This is a genomic window from Actinacidiphila sp. bgisy145, from assembly GCF_057708125.1.
Window position 1 is genome coordinate 195,181 of record NZ_JBYIRL010000006.1, and the last position, 19,911, is coordinate 215,091.

At 74.4% G+C, this 19,911-nt stretch carries 7 protein-coding genes; 4 read left to right on the forward strand and 3 right to left on the reverse strand.

Annotated elements, in window-relative coordinates; genetic code table 11:
* Positions 1 to 904: 904 nt before the first annotated feature.
* On the forward strand, positions 905 to 1,672 hold the full coding sequence (locus AC3ERT_RS08255) for a thioesterase II family protein (RefSeq protein WP_435126763.1): 768 nt from the start codon (positions 905 to 907) through the stop codon (positions 1,670 to 1,672).
* Between the two features lie 83 nt (positions 1,673 to 1,755).
* On the opposite strand, the gene AC3ERT_RS08260 is transcribed toward AC3ERT_RS08255, so the two are convergent.
* The gene (locus AC3ERT_RS08260) at positions 1,756 to 2,217 is read right to left on the reverse strand and encodes a hypothetical protein (protein ID WP_335984235.1); all 462 of its coding nucleotides are present in this window, start codon (positions 2,215 to 2,217) and stop codon (positions 1,756 to 1,758) included.
* A 221-nt stretch (positions 2,218 to 2,438) separates the two neighbouring features.
* Here AC3ERT_RS08260 and AC3ERT_RS08265 point away from each other — a divergent pair, with 221 nt between their 5' ends.
* From AC3ERT_RS08265 to AC3ERT_RS08275, 3 genes are all read left to right on the forward strand, one after another.
* Positions 2,439 to 3,131: a 4'-phosphopantetheinyl transferase family protein gene (locus AC3ERT_RS08265; protein ID WP_435173432.1), complete on the forward strand. Its 693-nt coding sequence runs from the start codon at positions 2,439 to 2,441 to the stop codon at positions 3,129 to 3,131.
* Positions 3,132 to 3,505: 374 nt separating this feature from the next.
* Complete coding sequence (locus tag AC3ERT_RS08270) at positions 3,506 to 4,852, forward strand: sensor histidine kinase (protein ID WP_435173434.1); 1,347 nt, start codon at positions 3,506 to 3,508, stop codon at positions 4,850 to 4,852.
* Positions 4,837 to 5,502 (forward strand): response regulator transcription factor, encoded by a 666-nt coding sequence (locus AC3ERT_RS08275; RefSeq protein WP_335984239.1) that lies wholly within the window; start codon positions 4,837 to 4,839, stop codon positions 5,500 to 5,502. Before AC3ERT_RS08270 ends, AC3ERT_RS08275 begins: the two co-directional genes overlap by 16 nt.
* Before the next feature lie 88 nt (positions 5,503 to 5,590).
* On the opposite strand, the gene AC3ERT_RS08280 is transcribed toward AC3ERT_RS08275, so the two are convergent.
* Together AC3ERT_RS08280 and AC3ERT_RS08285 are read right to left on the reverse strand one after the other, a co-directional pair.
* A complete protein-coding gene (locus AC3ERT_RS08280; RefSeq protein WP_435173436.1) occupies positions 5,591 to 8,800 on the reverse strand; it encodes a non-ribosomal peptide synthetase in 3,210 nt (1,069 codons plus the stop codon).
* Positions 8,797 to 19,896 (reverse strand): SDR family NAD(P)-dependent oxidoreductase, encoded by an 11,100-nt coding sequence (locus tag AC3ERT_RS08285; protein WP_435173438.1) that lies wholly within the window; start codon positions 19,894 to 19,896, stop codon positions 8,797 to 8,799. Before AC3ERT_RS08285 ends, AC3ERT_RS08280 begins: the two co-directional genes overlap by 4 nt.
* Between the last annotated feature and the right edge of the window lie 15 nt (positions 19,897 to 19,911).

A 19,911-nucleotide genomic window follows, 5' to 3' on the forward strand; every position in this document is an offset into this window, starting at 1 on the left:
CCTGCCACGGCTCTCGAGACATACCGAGGTCATGCGGTATGTCTGAAACGTCGTACACTTCCCCGTAGTTCACGGCAGCTCACGTTGTGTCCGGTGGACGCCCGGCAGGAGCCGGGGCCCCGGCCCATCACCGGGAGTGAGCGTGAACCCGAAATTTCTCCTATTTCTCGCCAATCACGGTAAGCTGTGCGGCGCTGACGCCCCGTAGACACCGCGTGAATAGATTTGCACGCCGCAGCAAACTCCGCCTGATGACCTCCGCCGACCTGCGGCGATAATGCCTGCGGTGTCAACCGGACATCGCGAGTGTATCCCCGTTCAACCTGAAGGTGCAGGGCCGAATGAGGCCCCTCGGGAATCCCGAGCGGATACACAGCGTTCTGCCGCCGGGCATGTTCCGGTACACGCCACGCACCGTCCGTCCGGTTCCCCGCACGCGTGGCGGAATCCCTCGCTCCGCCGCGTCCGCGGCCCGACATGCGGAAATCCGCGGACGACCGGCGGTGCCGCTGCCCGCGGGGCAGGGGAGAGGCGGACCGCCCGGCCGTTCAACTCGGCCGGCGCCCGGGTGCGTACGTCCTTCGACGACGGCTTCCGCGCGGCGCGCTCAACCGCGCGCGGCGCATCAGTTGAACAGGCGGCCGCCGTACGGGGGATGGGAACTTCGTCCCGGTTCGGAGCTTCGCGTCGGGGGGACGACGCAACAGGCGGGCCCCGTCCCGTCCTTCCTATCAAGGGGCGCGGGGGCGCAGCCACCCTCACCGTTCAACTGCCCTTTCCCCCCTGTTCATTGGGTGGCCTCCGGGTGGGCGGCGTGCGGCGGCCGCGAGCCTTGCAGGGGTTCCGGCGGTTGGCTACGTTCTCGTCCCACTTGACGATTCGGTGTGACGACCTCAGGAGCGGCATGTCCCAGCCCTCGTCCGGAGACAACCTGTGGTGCAGGCGTTTCCGCCCTGCCCCGAACCCGGCCGCCCGGCTGGTGTGCCTTCCGCACGCGGGCGGTTCGGCACCCTTCTTCCTGCCGGTGGCGGCAGCGCTCAGTCCGCAGGTCGACGTCGTGTCGATCCAGTACCCCGGCCGGCAGGACCGCCGGGCGGAGGCCCCCCTCGACGACCTGTCGGTGCTCGTCGACGGCATCTACCAGGTGCTCCGGCGCCAGCCCGAGCTTCCGCTCACCCTCTTCGGCCACAGCATGGGCGCGGTGATCGGCTTCGAACTCGCCCGCCGCTTCGAGGCCGACGGGGTGCGGCCGGTACGGCTGATGGCCTCCGGGCGGCGCGCACCGGGTACCCACCGGGACGAGAGCACCTTCGGCAGCGACGACGCGATCATGGCCGAGGTGCGCGAGCTGAGCGGCACCGCGGCGTCCCTGCTGAGCGACGACGAGATGATGCGGGCCGCGCTGCCCGCGCTCCGCGCCGACTACCGGGCCGTCGAGACGTACCGGTGCGGGCCCGACGTCGCCGTGGACACCCCGATCACCGTGCTGACCGGGGACAGCGATCCCAAGACCACGCTGGACGAGGCGAAGGCGTGGGACCGGCACACCAGGGGCGGCTGCGACCTGCGGGTGTTCACCGGCGGGCACTTCTTCATCAGCGAGCGCGCCGCGGAGGTCATGCGGGTCCTCGAGGACCACTTCCGGGAGCAGGGCGCACGCCACGCCGGCTGACCGGGGCGCTCACCACCACCGGCGGACCGGATGCCCGGGGCGCATCGGTTGAACACCGGGGCGCCGCGGGTCCGGTCGGCCCGTCATGCCTTCTTCTTCGCCGGCTTCGGGAAGACGCCGCGCACCGCGGACCCGCGGGTGAGCACCGCGGCGCCGATCAGGGCCAGCGCCGACACCCCCTGGATCGCGGCGTACCAGGCCGGGCAGAGGCCGGGGATCGCGTCGACGACGATGATCGCGATCGGCAGGATCGCGGTCACCGTGGCCAGCCGGTCGTAGGCGCGCGCGTCGCCCTGCGGGGCGCGGGTCGCCAGCCGGTACAGCCAGGGGGCGATGAGCAGCAGGATGGCGCCCCGCACCCACATGAAGGGGCTGGTGTCATGGCCGGCGATCGCCATCCCGGCGACCGTCCCGAGGCAGACGACACTGATCACGCCGTAGACCACGAGGAACTTCTTCGCCGTGTTGAACGCCTCCTGGACCCGGGGGTCCTCGACGGTCGCCGGGGCCGTGGTGGTGGTCGTGGTGACGCTGGTGTTCGCCATGTCCTTCTCCTCCGTCTGAACGTGCTGCCGACGTTACGGAGGGCGCGGCGGGCCCGGTATGGGCCTGGGCACACGCTTGGGTGGGGCCAGTCCCACCCCCGGGCCGGCGCACGCGGTGTTCAACCGCCCCGGTCCGCGGCCCGCCCGGGTGTCGGCGCTCTGGTAGGACTGCTGCCGAACCGGACGGGCCGTATCGCGCCCTGCCGGTGAAGGGGGTCTTCGTGCTCGAACAGGTCCTCCCCGAACCGGTGGCGGTCGTGGAGGCGCTCGGCGACGACGAGACCGCGCACCTCGCGCTGTATCCGCAGGAGGCGGCGCTCGTGGCGAAGGCGGTGGACAGGCGCCGCCGCGAGTTCGCCACCGTGCGTGCCTGCGCCCGCCGCGCCATGGTGAAGCTGGGCGTGCCGCCGCAGGCGGTGCCGACCGGCCAGGGCGGCGCCCCGTGCTGGCCGGAGGGCCTGCGCGGCAGCATGACGCACTGTGCCGGATACCGGGCCGCCGCCCTGGTCCGCGCCGCCGACCTGGCCTCCCTCGGCATCGACGCGGAGCCGCACGCGCCGCTGCCGCACGGGGTGCTGAGGACGGTCTCGCTGCCCGCGGAGCGGCAGCGGCTCGCCGCTCTCGCGGCCCGGCGGCCGGACGTCCACTGGGACCTGCTGCTGTTCAGCGCGAAGGAGTCGGTCTACAAGGCGTGGTTCCCGCTGACCGGGCGGTGGCTGGGCTTCGAGGAGGCGGACGTCGAGGCGGACATCGACGTACGGGCGCCCGCGGGTGACGCGGCGCAGGGCCGGTTCCGCGCCGAACTGCTCGTTCCCGGGCCGGTGGTGGGCGGGCGGCGGCTCCAGCACTTCGAGGGGCGGTGGATCGTGGGCGGGGGCGTGGCCGCCACCGCGGTGACGGTGCCGCATCCCTGATCCCGGGCGCCGAGGCCGTGGCCGGCGGACAGCGTCGTTCCGACCAACGGGCGCAGGCCGACGGGGGCTGGTGCTCCCCCGTGGCCTCCAGCATGGGCGGTGCCCCTCCCCGGCGAAGCTCTGGGGAACAGAGCGCGGCGCGCTGCGCCGACGACCGGCAACGCTGGGGCGCAACCCGCCGAAGGCAGGGGGAGAGCGGGCGGGCCAGGCCCCGCCGGCCGGGCAGGATTCGTCAGCCACGGCCTCTGGTGGCGGCGCCGGGTGGGGTTAGGCCCACGGGCGGCGGGGCGTAGCAGGCTATCGGGGGCGGCGCGGGCTGCGTACCGTCGATCGTGTCGGCCCGGACCGCCGTCCCGGCTGACACAATGATCGCCGTGGGTGAAGGGAACGAGCGGATGAGGATGTCTCCTGGAGGCGGTCCGCTGGGGTGGTGCGCCGCGTCCGCGCGGGGGCTGTACCGGTCCGCGGTCCTGGTGGGCCTCACCTGCGTGATGGCCCTCGTCGCCGTGCCCGTGGGGGTGGGCGGTTCGGAGGTGGCCTACTCCTGGAGCGCGGGGCGGCGCGAGCCGCTGGTGGTCAGCGTGCTCGCGACGCTCGGGGAGACCCTGGTGGTGATCGCCTGGGTCGCCATCGCCCTGTGGGTGGTGCACCCGCTGGCGAGCCGGCCGCTGGCCGGGGCCGCGCGCCGCCGCGCCGCCGACTGGCTGGACCTGCGGCTCGAGGTGGCCTACCGCGCCGTGCCGCCGGTGACGCGCATGGCGACCGGTTTCTGGTGGGACGGCCACGAGTACCACAAGACCGAGCGGGAGGCCCGCCGCCGTGCCAAGGTGCACGCCTGGTTCCGGGACCCGCAGTTCCACTGGGACGGCCTGTGGGCGGTGGTCGCGTCGGTCACCGTGTTCCCGGTCGCGGCGCTGCCGCTGCTCGGTCTGGGGTACGGCGTCTTCCTGCTGTTCACCCCCGCCCTCGCCGGCTACGGCGCCGCCTCGATCGTGGCGGGCCTGGCCGCGGCGCCGTTCGCGTGGCGGGTGCTGCGCCCGGTCGCGGCCCGCTTCCTCGGCCCGGTCCCGAGCACCCGGCTGGGCCGGCGGGTGGCGGAACTGGAGGCCATCCGCGCCGATCTCACGCAGACCCAGGCCGCGGAGCTGGAGCGGATCGAGCGCGGTCTGCACGACGGGGCGCAGGCGCGGCTGGTCGCGATGGGCATGTCGATGGGCATCGCCGAGCAGCTGGTCGACACCAAGCCGGAGGCCGCGAAGGCGATCCTCGCGGAGGCCCGCGCCTCCTCCGCGACGGCGCTCGACGAACTGCGCACGCTGGTGCGCGGGATCAACCCGCCGGTGCTCACCGAACGCGGTCTGGTCGACGCCGTGCAGGCGCTCGCGCTCGACTCGCCGGTGGCCGTCGACGTGCACAGCCAGGTGCCCTCCCGGCCCGAGCGGCCGGTGGAGTCGGCGGTGTACTTCGCGGTCGCGGAGCTGCTGGCGAACGCCGCGAAGCACGCGGCGGCGCGGCGCGTGACGGTGGAGCTCGGCTATGACGGGCGGGTGCTCACCGCGAGCGTGCAGGACGACGGAGTGGGCGGGGCCGACCCCTCGTCCGGCTCGGGGCTGCGCGGCCTCGAGCGCCGTATGAACGCGTTCGGCGGACGGCTGGAGATCGACAGCCCCGTCGGCGGACCTACTCGAATCACCGTGGCGGTGCCGTGCGAATTGTCGTAGCCGAAGACCTCTTCCTGCTCCGGAACGGGATGGTGCACCTCGTCGAGGCGTACGGCCACACGGTGGTCGCCGCGGTCGACTCCGGGCCCGCCACCCTGGAGGCGCTGCTCGAACACCGGCCGGACGTCGCGATCGTGGACGTCCGGCTGCCGCCGAGCTTCTCCGACGAGGGCCTCCAGGCGGCGCTGGCGGCGCGCCGCCAGATCCCGGGGCTTCCGGTGCTGATCCTCTCTCAGCACGTGGAGCAGTTGTACGCGCGGGAGTTGCTCGCCGACGGGCACGGCGGCATCGGCTACCAGCTCAAGGACCGGGTGCTGGACGCCGAGCAGTTCCTGGACGCGGTCAGCCGGGTGGCGAACGGCGGCACCGCCCTGGACCCGACGGTCGTCTCGAAGCTGCTGGCGCGGCCGACCCGGGCCGATCCGCTGGCGTCGCTCACCAAGCGCGAGCGGCAGGTGCTGGGGCTGATGGCCGAGGGGCTGTCCAACGCGGCCATCGCGGGCCGGCTGTTCCTCAGCGAGGGCGCCATCAGCAAGTACACCACCGCGATCTTCGCCAAGCTCGAACTGGGCACGGACGACGACACCAACCGCAGGGTCCGCGCCGTGCTGGCCTACCTCGACGCCGAGAGCACCGCCGACGGGTCGTGACAGCTGCCGTCCGGGGCCCCGACGTACACGCGTACACGTCGTGCGCGTCGTACACGTCGGGGCCGCCGGCCGGACACCGCGCCGGGTCTCACCCGGCGGGCGCCTGCGCGTCCGGTGCGGTGTCGGTGACGTGCGCGGCCAGCTCCCGCGGGGTGGGCCGCTCGAAGATCTCGGTGAGGCTCAGTGAGCGCCCGCTGGCGTTCTGGAACTCCTGGAGCGCCACGGCGGCCAGCATGGAGTTCCCGCCCCCGGCGAAGAAGTCGGTATCGGCGTCGGCGTCCTCGCGGCGCAGGATGCGCCGCCACACCGCCACCAGCTGGGCCGTCAGCCGTTCGGTGGGGCTTTCCGGCCCGCCGGGCGCATCGGGTGCGGCAGACGTACCCGGTACGGCGGGCCGGGGCCGCCGGGCTTCGACGACACGGGCCAGCTCCCGGTGGTCCACCTTCCCGCTGCCGTTGACCGGCATGGCGTCGACCGCGACCAGCTCCCCGGGGAGCATCGCGCGGGACAGCCGGGCGCGGGCGTGCGCGTGCACGTCGGCGAGGTCCAGTTCGGCGCCGGCCGGTTCGAGGCAGCCGACGAGCACTCCGTCGCCGCTCGGGTCGCCGACCAGGACGACCGCGGCGGCACCGACCTGGGGGTGCGCCAGCAGCGTCGCCTCGATCTCGCCCAACTCGATGCGGTTGCCGCGCAGTTTGACCTGGCGGTCGGTCCGGCCGAACAGGTCGATCAGGCCGTCCGCGCGCCAGCAGGCGATGTCGCCGGTGCGGTAGAAGCGGCCGTGCTCGGGGTGGACGCCGAAGCGCTCCGCGTCGAGGTCGGGCCGGCCGTGGTAGCCCAGGGCGACGCCGGTGCCGGAGACGCACAGCTCCCCCCGTACGCCGACGGGCAGGTCGCGGCCGTGCGGGTCGGTGACGTGCAGGCGGGTGTTGCGGATCGGTCGGCCCACGTCCAGGCGGGTGCCGGGGTCGGCCGCGATCACACGGGAGGTGGACCAGATCGTCGTCTCGGTGGGGCCGTAGACGTGGTGCAGCTCGCAGCCGGCGGCCAGCAGCCGGCGGACCAGCGGCAGCGGCACCGGCTCGCCGCCGACCAGCACACGGCGGCCGCGCAGGCTGTCCGCGGCCCGGTCGATGACCAGCCGCCAGGCGGTCGGGGTAGCCTGCACGAACCGCGCGTCGTGCCGTTCCAGCAGCGCGCGCAGCACCCGGCCGTCGCTCCTGGCACGGTCCGGTGCGGCCACCACGGTGCCGCCGGAGACCAGTGGCACGAACAGCTCCAGCCCGGAGATGTCGAACGCGAACGTGGTGGTCCACAGCATGGTGTCCCCGGGGGCCGCGGCCAGCTGCTCGGCGAAGTGCACGACCAGGTTGGCCAGCGCGGCGTGGCCGACCCGGGTGCCCTTCGGGCGCCCGGTCGACCCGGAGGTATACATCAGGTAGGCGCAGTCCGCCGCCCCTACCGCCCCGGCCGGGGCGTCGGCCTCCGGTCGCGGCGCCGCGTCGCGGGCGGGCGGCGCGAGCAGCACCGCGGGACCGTCGGGGCCGCCGAGCGCCGCGGTGTCGCCGTTCGCCACCAGCAGCCGCGCGCCGGAGTCGGACAGCTGGTGGCGCAGCCGCTCCTTCGGGTGCGCGGCGTCCAGCGGCATGTACGCCGCGCCCGCCAGCCAGGTCCCGAGGACCGCCGCGGCCAGTTCGGCGCCGCGCGGCAGGGCGATCGCCACCGTCTCCCCGGGCCGCAGGCCCGCGTCCCGCAGGAGGGCGGCCGCGGTGTGCGCGGCGTGCCACAACTGCCGGTAGTCCAGGGTGTCGTCGCCGTCCACGACCGCTACGGCGGCGGGGGTGCGCCGCACCTGCCGCTCGACGGCCGCCAGCACGGTGGCGGGCTCGACGGGACCGGCCGTGTCGTTGGCCGCGCCGATGATCGCGTGGTCCTGGGGGCTCCACCAGTCCACGTCCCCGACGGCCCGGTCCGGGTCGGCCGCGAACGAGGCCAGCACCGCCTCGTAGCGCGCCGGCAGCAGGGCGGCCGGCGCCGGGTCGAACAGCTCGGTGCGGTAGCGCAGCCGCAGCCCGACGGTGCCCTGGGGGCCGGGGTGCCGGGTCGCGGCCAGGTGCAGGTCGAAGCGGCCGGCGCCGCTGGTCGCGGGGAACGGCTCGGCGGGCAGCCCGCCGAAGGAGAACCCCGGCGGGCCGTCGGGCGCGCGGTACTCGAAGGCGTACCGGAACGGCAGCGAGTGGCGGCCGGAAGCCCGGGCGGGCAGCAGGTCGGGGTGCGCGTCCACGGCGACGTCGGCGTGCGCGGTGGCCGCGGCAAGCCGCTCGGCGCTGCGCACCACCAGGTCGCGGATGCTCTCCTTGGACGCGGCCCGCAGCCGCAGCGGCACGTGGTGGGTGTGCCGGCCGACGGCGCCGGCCGCGGCCGCGGGACGCAGGTCGACGGGCACGCCGACCAGCACGTCCGAGCCGGCCCCGTGGGTCTCCAGCAGCACGTGGAAAGCGGCGAGCAGGATCGCGGCCTCGGGCACGCCCGTCGCCGCCGCGAGCCGGTCCAGGGCCTGCGCGGTGTGCGGCGGGAGGGTGCGGTCGACCTCCGCGGTGGCCAGGGTCGGCCGGTCGGGTTCGGGCGCGGCGCAGGCGAGTTCGCCGGCCCCGGCGACGGTGCCGGCCAGCTCCGCCCGCCAGAACGCGCGGCTTTCGGCGCGGGGCGCGGGCCTGCTCAGGCCCGGCACCGGCACGGGGTCCCCGCCGGTGCCGTCCTGGTCGTAGGCGGCGGCCAGTTCGGACCTCAGCAGCGGCCCGGAGACCTCGTCGAGGACCAGGTGGTGGGCGGTGACGCAGACCACGTCGCGGCTGCCGGGTGCCCCGGTGCCGTGGAACAGCGCGGCCCGCACCATCGGCCCGCCGTCCAGCGCGAACGGAGCGGCGGTCACGGGGGCGAGGTCCGCGGGCGCGGGTTCACCGGGCAGTTCGGCCTCGGTGAGCGGGACGGTCAGTGCCTCGGCGGCCAGCACCTCCTTGGTGAGCCGTGCGCCGTCGCCGCGGTAGACGGTGCGCAGCGCCTCGTGCCGCCGGGCGACGGCGGCCAGCGCCGCCCGCAGCCGTACCGCGTCCACCCGTCCCGCGACGGCGAACGCCACGGACAGGTTGTTCACGGCGGTGCCCGGCGCCAGCGACTCCAGGAGCCACAGCGCCTCCTCCTCCGGGGAGACGTCCCCGCCGGGGTGCCGGGGCACCGGTGCGGCACCGGACCCGTCCGACGCCTTCGCCGGCGTGTGCCCTGCTGCGGGGTTGCTCACGCCGCTCCTCCTCCGGTGCCCGGCTGGATTCCCAGCTCCTTGTCGATGAGGTCGAACATCTCGTCGTCGGTGGCGTCGATGATGTCCTCGTCGGACGACGCGTCGTCCGCTTCCGCCCCCCGGAACTCCTCCATGAGGTGTTCGAGGCGGCTGATGATGTCGGCCTTCCTGCCCCCGCGCCGGACGATCCCGTCGAGCATCGTGCCCAGCCGGTCGAGGGTGCCGTGCACCGGGGCGTAGTCGATCTCCTGCTGGGCGATCCGCTCCTGGAGGTGGTCGGCCAGCTCCGCGGGCGTGGGGTAGTCGAACACCACGGCCGAGGGCAGCCGCAGCCCGAGCGCGGTGCTCATCCGGTTGCGGAACTCCACCGCGGTCAGCGAGTCGAAGCCGAGCTGGCGGAAGTAGCGGGCGGCGGCGATGGACTCCGGGCCGGGCCGGCCCAGGACGAGGGCGGCCTGGGTGAGGACCAGGTCCAGCACCGCCGCCCGGAGTTCCGCGGCCGGCAGCGCCGCCAGCTGGTTCAGCAGGTTCCGGCCGGCGTCGCCGCCGGCGCCGCCCGCGGTGCGCCGGCCCGGGCGGACCAGGCCGGTCAGCAGGGCCGGCACCGCGCTGCCGGCACCGCGCAGCGCGGCCGGGTCGAGGCGGGTGGTGACCAGCAGCGGGTCGCTCCGGTCGAGCGCCGCGTCGAACAGGGCGAGCCCGTCGGCGTCGGACAGCGGCCGCACCCCCTGGCGGGCCATCCGCCGCCGGTCGGCGGAGGTGAGCCGGCCCGCCATGCCCTGTTCCCAGGGGCCCCACGCCAGCGACACCGCGGGCAGGCCCTGCTGCCGGCGGTGGGCCGCCAGGGCGTCCAGGAAGGTGTTGCCCGCCGCGTAGTTGGCCTGCCCCGGCGTGCCGAGGACACCGGCGACCGAGGAGAACAGGACGAAGGTGTCCAGGTCCATGCCGCGGGTCAGCTCGTGCAGGTGCCAGGCCGCGTCGGCCTTGGGCCGCATCACCTGGTCGACGCGTTCGGGCGTCAGCGAGTCGAGTACGCCGTCGTCCAGGACGCCCGCGGTGTGCAGCACACCGGTCAGCGGCGCCGACGCGGGGACGCCGGCCGTCACAGCGGCCAACTCGGCCCGGTCGGCGACGTCGCAGGCCAGCACCTGGGCCGGGCAGCCCGCCGCGGCCAGGTCCGCGGCCAGCCGCGCCATGCCCGGGGCAACCGGGCCGCGGCGCGAGGTGAGCAGCAGCCGCCCGGCCCGGCCGGTGCGCGCCAGGTGCCGGGCGAGGAGTCCGCCGAGGGCGCCCGAGGCGCCGGTCAGCAGCACCGTCCCGGGGGTGGTGGACGGTGTCGGGTCCGCGGTCTCCCCGGCTGTCGCGGCCGGGTCCTGCCCGGACACCTCGCCGTCCGGGCGGGCGGGTCCGTCCCCGGCCGCGCGGGCCAGCCGCGGCACCCGCACCCGGCCGTCGCGCACCGCGAACTGCGGCTCGTCCAGGACGGTTCCGGCTACCAGGAGGGGACCGCAGCCGGCGAGCCGGTCGACGTCCGCGAGCACGATCCGCTCCGGATGCTCGGCCGCGGCCGTACGCACCAGGCCGACGACGCCCGCGTGCTCCAGCCGTATCGCGGTGCCGGAGTCCGCGTCCACGCCGCACTCGGTCACCACCACCAGCCGGGCGCCGTCCAGCCGCGGCGCGGACAGCAGCGCACGGAGGGTCTCCAGCGTCCGCACGGCGGCCCGGCGTGCGGTCTCGGGAACGGGCGCGGGCACGGCAGCGGGAACGGGAACGGCAGCGGGAACGGCCGCGGGTTCCTCGTCCGGTCCGGGGTCCGGCAGGCCACGGAACACCACCGTGCCGGGTACCGGCGCACCCGCGTCGAGCGCCGCGGCCAACTCGGCGACGTCCGCGTAGACCTGGGCGCCCGGGACGTCCGCCCCGCCCTCGTCGCCGAGCACGGCCCAGGGGCGTTCGGGCGCGGCGGAGGTGGGCGCCGTGTCCGCGACGGACCAGGCAACCCGGAACAACCCGTCGTGAGCTGCTCCAGCGGCCGTGTCGAGAGCCTCGGGGGCAAGCGGCACCACGGCCACCGAACCGGCCGAGGCGATCGGCCGGCCCGCCGGGTCGGCGAGCTCCACCGACACGCCCTCGCCGGAGGCCGACGGCGAAACGCGCAGCCGCGCGGCCGTCGCGCCGGACGCGTGCAGCCGTACGCGGCTCCAGGCGAGCGGCTGCGGGGGCCCGTCGTCGGAGGCCCGGCGCTGCTCGGCCTCGGCGAGGGCGGTCAGGTGGAGCGAGGCGTCGAGCAGCGCGGGATGGACGCCGAACCCGGACACGTCGGTGCCCTCGGGCAGGGCGATCTCCGCGAACACCTCGTCACCATGGCGCCAGGCGGCCCGCACGCCCCGGAACTCCGGGCCGTAGTCGAGTCCGGCGGCCGCCAGCGCGTCGTACAGCCCGGCCACGTCGGCCGGGTCGGCGCCGGCCGGCGGCCACGGGGTGCTCCAGGGCGCCGTGTCCGCGGTGGCGTTGTCGTCCGGCCCGCGGTCCGGGCCGGTGCCGGCGCCGGCCGGGGCGAGGGTGCCCGAGGCGTGCCGCACCCACGCGCCTTCGGGCAGCCGTGCGTGGACCGCGACGTCCCGCAGCCCGTCCGCGCGGGCGGTGCCCACGGTCACCTGGACCCGTACGCCACCGTGCGCGGGGAGCACCAGGGGCGTGTCGACGAGCAGTTCCTCGACGCGGTCGCAGCCGACCTCGTCGGCGGCCCGCACGGCCATGTCCAGCAGCGCGGCGGCGGGGAGTACGACCCGCCCCGCCACCGTCGAGCGGCCGATCCACGGGTGCGCGGACAGGGCCAGCTGCCCGGTCAGCACGGTCTCCCCGGACGCCGGCAGGTCGACGGTCGCACCCAGCAGCGCGTGCCCGGGAGCCGCCAGCCCGAGATCCTCGGCGCGGCTGCTGGTGGTCGAGTTGAGCCAGTAGCGGCGGCGCTGGAAGGCATACGTCGGCAGGTCCACCCGACGCGCACCCGTCCCCGCGTAGACCTTCTCCCACGCGACGGGAACACCCCGGACGAACACCTTCGCCAACGCCGTCAGCAACGCCCGCGGTTCATCCCGCCCCCGGCGCAGAACCGGCGTCCACGTCTCAACGGCGGCCTCCGCAGGCTCCGTTCGCGTCCCGGGCCCCAACGCGGACAGCACACCGTCCGGGCCCACTTCCACGAACGTCCCTACGCCCGCGGCGCGCATCGCCTCCACCGCATCCGCGAACCGCACCGCGTCACGCACATGACGCACCCAGTACGAAGCATCCGTCACCTCCTCCGACACCACACCACCGGTCAGCCCGGACACCATCACCAGGCGCGGACGCCGGCTCTCCACACTCGCGACGACCTCGCCGAACTCCGCCAACATCGGCTCCATCAACGGCGAATGAAACGCATGCGACACCCGCAACCGCCGCGTCCGAGCACCCCTCGCCGCCAACACCCCCGCCACCGCCAGCACTTCGTCCTCCACCCCCGACACCACCACCGCACGCGGACCATTCACCGCCGCAACCCCCACACCCGGCCGCCCATTGAGCACTTCGCGCACCTCGGCCTCCGACGCCTCCACCGCCACCATCGCCCCACCCGACGGCAACCCCTGCATCAACCGACCCCGCGCCGCCACCACCCGACACGCATCCCCCAACGACCACACCCCCGCCACATGAGCAGCAGCCAACTCCCCAATCGAATGACCACCCACCACCTGCGGGGCTATACCCCACGACTCCAACAGACGGAACAACGCCACCTCAACCGCAAACAACCCACACTGCGCCCACACCGTCTCGTTCACATCACCCCCGCCCAGCCACGACGCCTCACCCTCACCCCGCACCACCGCACCCACCGACCCACCCACCAGACCCGACAACACCCCACACACCTCATCAAACGCCTCCGCAAACACCGGAAACGCCCCATACAACCCCTGACCCATCCCCACCCGCTGCGCACCCTGACCCGTAAACACCAACCCCAACCGACCCACACCACCCACCACACCCGACACCACACCAGGCCCCTCCACACCCCCCGCCACCGCACCCAACCCCGCACACAACTCCGCCCCATCCACACCAAGCACCACCGCACGATGCTCCAACACCGCACGCGACGACACCAACGACCACCCCACATCCACCACATCAGCCCGCCCACACCCCTCCCCCACAAACTCCAACAACCGCCCCGCCTGCCCCATCAACCCCTCAACCGACCGACCCGACACCACCCACGGCACCACCGGCAACCCCACACCGGACCCGCCCACGAGCCCAGGCGCACCCTGAACCTCGACACCCTCCTCGACCGGCTCAGGCACCTCGGGCGCCTCGATGATCACGTGCGCGTTCGTACCGGAGAACCCGAAGGACGACACCCCCGCACGACGCGGCCGCCCACCCGTCTCCGGCCACGGCACGGACTCGGTGGCGAGACGCACCGCGCCCGCGTCCCAATCCACATGCGAGGACGGGGTGTCGGCGTGCAGGGTCCGCGGGACCAGACCGTGCTGGAGCGCCAGCACCGTCTTGATGACCCCGGCCACGCCCGCGGCGGCCTGTGCGTGCCCGATGTTCGACTTCACCGACCCGAGCCAGAGGGGACGGTCGGCGGGACGGTCGCGGCCGTAGGTCGCCAGCAGCGCCTGCGCCTCGATCGGGTCACCCAGCGCCGTACCGGTGCCGTGCCCCTCCACCACGTCCACATCGGCCGGCGTCAGGCGCGCGTCGGCCAACGCCGCTCGGATGACGCGCTGTTGGGCCGGTCCGTTGGGCGCCGTCAGACCGTTCGACGCGCCATCCTGATTGACCGCACTCCCCCGCACCACCGCCAGCACCCGGTGTCCGTTGCGCCGTGCGTCCGACAACCGCTCCACCACCAGGACACCCACGCCCTCGCCCCAACCGGTGCCGTCCGCCTGGTCCGAGTACGCCTTGCAGCGCCCGTCCGAGGCCAGCCCGCGCTGCCGCGAGAAGTCGATGAAGGTGACCGGGGTGGACATCACGTTGACGCCGCTGACCAGGGCGAGGGAGCTCTCGCCCGAGCGGAGCGACTGCGCGGCCAGGTGCAGCGCCACCAGCGACGACGAGCACGCCGTGTCGATCGTCACCGCCGGACCCTCCAGGCCCAGCGAGTACGCCACCCGGCCCGAGGCGACCGATCCGGTGGCGCCGAGGCCGACGTATCCCTCGGCCTCCTCCGGCAGTCCGGTAGCGGAGAGGTAGTCGTGGTGGAACATGCCGGTGAACACGCCCGTCGCGCTGGCGTGCAGCCCGGCCGGGTCGATGCCCGCGTCCTCCAGCGCCTCCCACGACGTCTCCAGCAGCAGCCGCTGCTGCGGGTCCATCACCAGGGCCTCGCGGGGGCTGACGCCGAAGAACTCCGCGTCGAACGTGGCCGCGTCGTAGAGGAACCCGCCCTCGCCGGAGACGGTCTTGCCCACGGCGTCCGGGTCGGGGTCCACCAGGTCCGTCGACCAGCCGCGGTCCGCGGGGAAGGGGCCCACCCCGTCCTCGCCCGCGGCCAGCATCCGCCAGAAGTCGGCCGGGGACGCGGCGCCGCCGGGGAAACGGCACGCCATCCCGACGATCGCCACCGGGTCGTCGTCCACCGCGCCGCCGCCCGCCGTGGCCGCGCCCGCGGCACCCGGGCGGGCGGTGTCCGCCGCGTCCAGCCGGCCGACGAGTTCGGTCAGGGCGTAGCCGGCCAGCGCGGCAGGGGTCGGGTAGTCGAACACGGCGGTGGCCGGCAGCCGCAGGCCGGTGGCCTTGCCGAGCCGGTTGCGCAGTTCCACGGCGGTCAGCGAGTCGAAGCCGACGTCGCGGAACGGGCGGTCGGCGTCGAGGCTGCCGGGGCCGGACATGCCCAGGACCAGGGCGGCCTGGGTGACGACGAGGTCCTGGAGGACGTCGTGGCCCTCGGCCCGGCTCAGCCCGGCCAGGCGCGCGGCGAGGGCGTTGCGGTCCTCGGCGGCGGGCTGGCCGGCCGTCCGACGGGCGGCCTGCGCGGTCGTACGGCCCCGGACGAGGCCGGAGAACAGCGGCGGGACCTCGCCGGAGTGGCGCAGCACTCCGGGGTCGAGTGCCGCGGCCACGAGCAGCGGTTCGGCCCGGTCGGCGGCGGCGTCCAGCACCGCGAGCCCCCGGGTGCCGGACAGCGGCTTCAGTCCCTGGCGGGCCATGCGCTGGAGATCGGCCTCGGAGAGGTCGCCGACCATGCCGTTCTCCCAGGGGCCCCAGGCCAGCGACACCGCGGGCAGGCCCTGCCGGTGCCGGTAGGCGGCCAGCGCGTCCAGGAAGGTGTTCCCGGCGGCGTAGTTGGCCTGACCGGCGTTGCCGACCACACCCGCGATCGAGGAGAACAGCACGAAGGTGTCGAGGTCCAGGTCGCGGGTCAGCTCGTGCAGGTTCCAGGCCGCGTCGACCTTCGGCCGCAGCACCGCCGCCAGCCGCTCGGGGGTGAGGGTCGCCAGCAGGCCGTCGTCCAGCACGCCGGCCGCGTGCACGACCCCCGTCAGCGGCGCGCCCTTGAGCACGTCCGCGAGCTGTGCACGGTCGGCGGTGTCGCACGCGACGGCGGTGGCCTGGACGCCGTACTCCTCGATGGCGGCGAGGAGTTGCGGCATCCCGGCCGCCTCGCCGCCGCGGCGGGAGACGAGCAGCAGGTGCTCGGCCCGCCCGGTCCGCGCGAGGTGGCGAGCCACCAGGCCGCCCAGCACACCGGAGGCACCGGTGACGAGGACGGTGCCGCGGCGGCCTGCCCGCTCGGCGGGCGGGGTCGTGGACCGTACCCGGGTGAGCCGCGGCACGCGCAGCTGCCCGTCCCGGACGGCGAACTGCGGCTCGCCCGACTCCACGCCGGCGGCCAGCCGGTCCGCCGCGCCGCCTGACACGTCGTCCATGTCGGCGAGCAGTATCCGGCCGGGGTGCTCCGTCTGCGCGACCCGCACCAGGCCCCACACCGTGGCGGCGGCGAGGTCCACGGGGGCCTCCGGTCCCGCGTCCACCGCGCGTTCGGTCAGGACGAGGAGCCGCGTCTCGTCCGGCAGGTCCGCGGCCGGCCAGCCGCGCAGGAGTTCCAGGACGTCGGCCGCGGTGCGGTGGGCGACCGCCGCCACGTCCCCGGCGGCCGGGTCCGGTACGGCGCGCACCACGACGGTCCGCGGGGCCTCGGCCCCTGCCTCGACCGCCGCCACCAGAGCGGCCAGGTCCGGATACGCCGCCGCGCCCGGGAGTTCGAGGGCGGCGCCGTGCGCCGTTCCGCCGAGTACGGCCCAACTGCCCGCGGGCTGCCGCTGCCCGTCCGGCGCCGGAGCCGCGGCAGGCACCCACTCGACCCCGAACAGGGCGTCGTCCGCCGTGTGCGCACCGGCCGCGAGTTCGGCGGGCGAGGCGGTGCGCACCGCCAGCCTGCCGACCGTGGCGACGAGGCCGCCGCCGAGGTCGGCCAGCGTCACCGTGAGCCCTTCGCCGGTGGCGGCGGGCGCCACCCGTACGCGGGCCGCGGTCGCTCCCGAGGCGTGCACGGTGACGTCGTTCCAGGCGAACGGCAGTGTCAGGCCGTCGCCGGTGTCCGCCGCCGCCACATGCAGGGCGGCATCGAGCAGCGCGGGGTGCAGGCCGAACCCGGCCACGCTCACGTCGGAGGGCAGGGCGACCTCGGCGTAGAGTTCCGCGCCCTTGCGCCAGGCGCTGCGCAGCCCCTGGAACACCGGCCCGTAGCTCAGGCCGCGCGCTGCCAACTCCGGGTAGAGAGAGTCCAGTTCGACGGGCTCGGCGTCGGAGGGCGGCCACGGACGGAAACCGTCGCCGGTCTCCTCCGCCACCGCCTCGGCGGCGCAGAGCACGCCGTTCGCGTGCCGGGTCCACTCGCCTTCCGGGGGCACGTCCTCGTCCTGGGCGTAGACGCTGAACGCGCAGCGCCCGTCCTCGTCCGGCTCCGCCACCGCGATCTGGACCCGTACGCCACCCTGCGCGGGCAGCACGAGCGGGGCCTCGCTCAGCAGCTCCTCGACACGGGAGCACCCCACCTCATCACCGGCCCGCACCACCATCTCCACCAGCGCCGCCCCCGGCACGACCGTCCGACCGGCCACCGCGTGATCGGCCAGCCACGGGTGCGACGACAGCGCCAACCGCCCGGTCAGCACCACACCACCGCTCGCCGGCAACACCACCGACGCACCCAGCAGCGCATGCCCGGGACCCGCCAACCCGAGATCCTCGGCACGACTGCTGGCCGCCACTCCCAGCCAGTAGCGGCGGCGCTGGAACGCATACGTCGGCAGGTCCACCCGACGCGCGCCCGTCCCCGCGTACACCTTCTCCCACGCCACCGGGACCCCGCGGACGAACACCTTCGCCAACGCCGTCAGCAGCGCCCGCGGTTCATCCCGGCCACGCCGCAGAACCGGCGTCCACGACTCGACGATGTCCCCGTTCGCCTCCGTGTCCTCCGCGGCCTCCGTTTGCGTCAGCGGCCCGAGCCCGGACAGGACACCGTCCGGCCCGACCTCCACGAACGTCCCTACGCCCGCGGCGCGCATCGCCTCCACCGCATCCGCGAACCGCACCGCGTCACGCACGTGCCGCACCCAGTACGAAGCATCGGTGACCTCCTCCGACACCACACCACCCGTCAGCCCGGACACCATCACCAGGCGCGGACGCCGGCTCTCCACACTCGCGACGACCTCACCGAACTCCGCCAACATCGGCTCCATCAACGGCGAATGAAACGCATGCGACACCCGCAACCGCCGCGTGCGGGCACCCTTCGCAGCCAGCGTCTCCGCCACCGCCAGTGCCTCGTCCTCCACCCCCGACACCACCACCGCCCGGGGACCGTTCACCGCCGCGATCCCCACACCCGGCCGTCCATTGAGCGCTTCGCGCACCTCGGCCTCCGACGCCTCCACCGCCACCATCGCCCCACCCGACGGCAACCCCTGCATCAACCGACCCCGCGCCGCCACCACCCGACACGCATCCCCCAACGACCACACCCCCGCCACATAAGCCGCCGCCAACTCACCGATCGAATGACCGCCCACCACCTGCGGGGCTATACCCCAGGACTCCAGCAGACGGAACAGGGCCACCTCGACCGCAAACAACCCACACTGCGCCCACACCGTCTCGTTCACATCACCCCCACCCAGCCACGACGCCTCACCCTCACCCCGCACCACCGCACCCACCGACCCACCCACCAGACCCGACAACACCCCACACACCTCATCAAACGCCTCCGTAAACACCGGAAACGCCCCATACAACCCCTGCCCCATCCCCACCCGCTGCGCACCCTGACCCGTGAACACCAACCCCAACCGACCCACACCACCCACCACACCCGACACCACACCAGGCCCCTCGACCCCCTCCGCCACCGCACCCAACCCCGCACACAACTCCACCCCATCCACACCAAGCACCACCGCACGATGCTCCAACACCGCACGCGACGACACCAACGACCACCCCACATCCACCACATCAGCCCGCTCACACCCCTCCCCCACAAACTCCAACAACCTCCCCGCCTGACCCGCCAACCCCTCAACCGACCGACCCGACACCACCCACGGCACCACCGGCAACCCCACACCGGCCCCGCCCACGAGCCCAGGCGCACCCTGAACCTCGACACCCTCCTCGACCGGCTCAGGCACCTCGGGCGCCTCGATGATCACGTGCGCGTTCGTACCGGAGAACCCGAAGGACGACACCCCCGCACGACGCGGACGCCCACCCGTCTCCGGCCACGGCACCGCCTCCGTCACCAACTCCACCGCACCCGCGTCCCAGTCCACATGCGAGGACGGCACCTCGGCATGCAGCGTCGCGGGAACCACCCCATGCTGCATCGCGGCGATCACCTTGATGATGCCCGCCACACCCGCGGCGGCCTGTGCGTGCCCGATGTTCGACTTCACCGAACCCAACAGCAACGGCCGTCCCTCCGGACGATCCTGACCGTAGGTCGCCAGCAGCGCCTGCGCCTCGATCGGATCACCCAGCGCCGTCCCCGTACCGTGCCCCTCCACCACGTCCACATCAGCCGACGCCAACCCCGCATCCGCCAACGCCGCCCGGATCACCCGCCGTTGGGACGGACCGTTCGGCGCCGTCAGACCGTTCGACGCACCATCCTGATTGACCGCACTCCCCCGCACCACCGCAAGAACCCGATGCCCGTTCCGCCGCGCATCAGACAACCGCTCCACCACCAGAACACCCACGCCCTCGCCCCACGCGGTGCCGTCGGCGCCCTCAGCGTAGGACTTGCAGCGCCCGTTGACGGCGACGGCACGCTGCCGCGAGAAGTCGATGAAGGTGTTGGGGGTGGACATCACCTTCACGCCGCCGGCCAGGGCGAGCGTGCTCTCGCCCGAACGCAGCGACTGCGCGGCCAGGTGCAGCGCTACCAGCGACGACGAGCACGCCGTGTCGATCGTCACCGCCGGACCCTCGAAGCCCAGCGAGTACGCCACCCGGCCCGAGGCGACCGAGGCGGTCGCGCCGACGCCGACGTATCCCTCCACCTCCTCCGGCATCGAGTGGGAGGGCAGGTAGTCGTGGTAGAAGAGCCCGGTGAAGACGCCGGTGGCGCTGCCCCGCAGCCTGATCGGGTCGATGCCCGCGTCCTCCAGCGCCTCCCACGACGTCTCCAGCAGCAGCCGCTGCTGCGGGTCCATCGCCAGGGCCTCGCGGGGGCTGATGCCGAAGAAGGCCGCGTCGAACTCCGCGGCGTCGTAGAGGAAGCCGCCCTCGCCGGAGAGTGTCTTGCCGGCGGCGTCCGGGTCGGGGTCCACCAGGTCCGTCGGCCAGCCGCGGTTGTCGGGGAAGGGCCCGATGCCGTCGCCGCGCGACTCCACCAGCCGCCACAGGTCGCCGGGCGAGGACACCCCGCCCGGGAACCGGCACGCCATCCCGACGATCGCCACCGGCTCGGGCCGGCGTTCCTCCACCTCCCGCAGGCGCTCCCTGACCTGGGCGAGGTCGGTGGTGACCCGCTTGAGGTAGTCGCGAAGCTTCTCTTCGTTCGCCATCCGATGGACGCCTTC

What these genes read in the sequence shown, in the direction of transcription:
- AC3ERT_RS08255 (WP_435126763.1), top strand. Translation starts at nt 905, where the DNA reads ATGTCCCAGCCCTCGTCCGGAGACAACCTGTGGTGCAGGCGTTTCCGC.
- AC3ERT_RS08260 (WP_335984235.1), bottom strand. Translation starts at nt 2,217, where the DNA reads ATGGCGAACACCAGCGTCACCACGACCACCACCACGGCCCCGGCGACC.
- AC3ERT_RS08285 (WP_435173438.1), bottom strand. Translation starts at nt 19,896, where the DNA reads ATGGCGAACGAAGAGAAGCTTCGCGACTACCTCAAGCGGGTCACCACC.